At 53.9% G+C, this 2494-nt stretch carries 3 protein-coding genes and 1 pseudogene; all 4 read right to left on the bottom strand.

Annotation, left to right across the window (positions count from 1 at the left end):
• Positions 1 to 204 (bottom strand): annotated as a pseudogene (locus CAK78_RS10865) (IS5/IS1182 family transposase); the annotation flags it as partial.
• 44 nt (positions 205 to 248) lie between these two features.
• Complete coding sequence (locus tag CAK78_RS10860) at positions 249 to 884, bottom strand: restriction endonuclease (RefSeq protein ID WP_094697270.1); 636 nt, start codon at positions 882 to 884, stop codon at positions 249 to 251.
• A 40-nt stretch (positions 885 to 924) separates the two neighbouring features.
• Positions 925 to 1401: a hypothetical protein gene (locus tag CAK78_RS22660; protein ID WP_141214177.1), complete on the bottom strand. Its 477-nt coding sequence runs from the start codon at positions 1399 to 1401 to the stop codon at positions 925 to 927.
• 605 nt (positions 1402 to 2006) lie between these two features.
• Entirely contained in the window at positions 2007 to 2279 is a 273-nt protein-coding gene (locus tag CAK78_RS10850; RefSeq protein WP_010633780.1) for a hypothetical protein, read from the bottom strand.
• Positions 2280 to 2494: the final 215 nt, after the last annotated feature.

Below are 2494 nucleotides of genomic sequence, written 5' to 3'. Positions count from 1 at the left end.
CTGCTGCATACAGTGAATGCGGAGCATGGTATCGAGTGGGTAGGGACGACGCCCGTTACCAGCTTTGGGATAGACGGGTTCGATGACCCCCAGCATCCTTGGCCATGGGAGCACAGCCTCCATGCGAGCCAAGAATATCTCTTTACGGGTTTTACGGCGTTTGCCATTGAACTCGCAGTCCGCGAAGGTGAGCTGGTGACTCATGCTGAACCTCATCCCTGATGCCAAGTGGGGTTCATGATCTCACATCAAGGACTTGTTCGCACTTTCCCTAGTTCAAGATCTACGAACAGATTTGCACTCTCCACAACGCCAAGGAATGCCTCGGCCATGGTTTGCTGCGTGCCGTCAGATACTGATCGAATTATTCGGTCCGCGCCTGTAGCTGATTTCACAACGTCACTTAGTGCAGCCCGAAGTTCCTCAGATGTGCTCTCGTTGACAAGGAGCCGAGCACTCTCAAGATTGGCGCGCCGTTCTACAAAACTCATATGAGAGAGGCCCAACCACACAAAGGCGTCCGGAGTTAACACCTCGACGGAGCGAAGTTCGATCCCTTGTTGCTTGGCGAAATCTTGTGCGCCTTCTGCGAAGCCTGTGGTGGAAACAGCCGTGACTTTGTTGAATCCAAAGCGCGAGCGGCGGCCCACTAATTGTTCTATCCAGCTACCGGGCGCGGGCCCTGAGCCGGGGCGATCACGGCATTCGATCAGCCAAGCAAGATCGGTCGTACCCAAGCGGCCGCGAATCTCTACATCAAATTCGGCTATCTGGACACCGTCGTCGTTATAAATCCGTTGGTTTGTTACTACGGCAAAGCCTCCAGGCAGCATCCTCTCTTCGACGAAGGCGACCAGAGACTCCAATTGCTTGCCATCTGTCATAGCGATACCTGACGTTTATAATAACCGGCGCTACGTGGCTTCATTGCGCAACGTCCGGTTGACTGCCGGGTTGGGCATCATAGAAGTACCGGAAATACACCTCATAAACCGGCCAGAAGAAGCCTCGGATTTCTTTCCCGTCAACCATAAAGTGCGTTACTCCAAGAGAATCGCTGACTCTACCCAAGCCGACTCGGAAGCCTTCTAGTTTCTCGGTACGTCCGGTGAGCGTCTCGGCACTGTAATGTTTGACGGCATTGCAGAGAGAGCGAACAACTTCATATTCCGGCATGACATGGAGATGCGCATGCAGGCGTTCTTCTCGGGCACGAGCATCGTCTGGTTTGTGTTTGTACGAATTGTATCCGCCAGGACATATCCATTCCCGCAGATGGTAGAGGGGAAAGATAACGTCCAAGATTCCGTCTTCTGATGGCGAGTCGCAAAACGCGGTAAAGCTGCGAACCAGCCTCTCGAAAAGACGACGCGGATTGTCGATGGAGTAGACGCCGTTCATGGGACCCCACTGTGATTAGATGGAAGGCGGTACTAATCGAATAGCAGAGCCTTCCAAATAACAGCCAAGCTACCGCCTGACAAGTGCTAGTTTGCGGCCTTTGACCCTCGCGATATTTCTGGCCTGACTCCTTATAGGTGACGACAAAGAGGCCATATCCATACGGCTATCCTAGCGAGCAAGAGAGACAAGAAAAAGAGGAAGGTAAACGTTTTTCAAGCCAGATCAAGAAATTGACCCATCTTGGGGGGAACGTATCAGCAGCTAGCATCATCTTGCATCAATATGGAACATCCAAGCAGCGGGTATCCGACCCCATTGCACGCGCGGCACCAGACGGACAGGGTTTGCTCCCCCCTCCCCAGCCTAGAGAGGCAACAGCCTGCCGCCCTATGTGGACGCGATAGATGACGCTCTGCCGATCGACTCGGGCACTCATCACGACAACGTTGGCAACATGGCCTCCATCCCCTGCACCAACAGCAAAATTTTCTCGCAAACAATTGGAAAATAAGAAAGACGCCCTAAGGCGTCTTTCTTATTTTCAGGATTTGGAGCAAACAGGTTGGAGGCTATTCCCCTCCCCACCTAGCCCCGCAACCGGATCAGATCGGGGTGATGGAGGTGATATGGGCCGAGCCATCCAGGGATTGGAAGATCTGCACCACGGCTTCCCCATGGATCGGGTTGGGCAGCGGCACCGTGGTTTTGCATTTGAAACGGTAGTTGGTGCCGGCGACGACCTGGGTGGAGACTTCAAAGGGGGTGTACTGCACCCCGACAAATCCTTCCAGTGCCTGGTTGAATACGGCCTGATCTTTGGCGCTCAGCTTGTGGTAGGCAGTCCATCCGCCCAACAACACTGCTTGTTCTGACATAACAAACCCTCCGTGATCTCTTGTCCCTACTCGTTTGGCTGTTCGGGTTCCGCCCCGTTTATTCAAGTGGTGTCCGGACTCCACCGGGGGTCATACCAGATTTGGCATGTCCGGTGTCGACAGTGCACATAAAGGCGTTACTGTCGTCACTCTCCCCTGCTGCCACGACCCTCGCCTCACAGCATCGGTCTCAATTGGCATGGCTGAGCCTAGGC

It is taken from the genome of Aeromonas sp. A35_P (genome assembly GCF_002259925.1).
GTDB classification, from domain to species: domain Bacteria; phylum Pseudomonadota; class Gammaproteobacteria; order Enterobacterales; family Aeromonadaceae; genus Aeromonas; species Aeromonas dhakensis.
The sequence above is the reverse complement of the archived record's forward strand: the minus strand, read 5'-3'. Positions and strand labels throughout refer to the sequence as shown.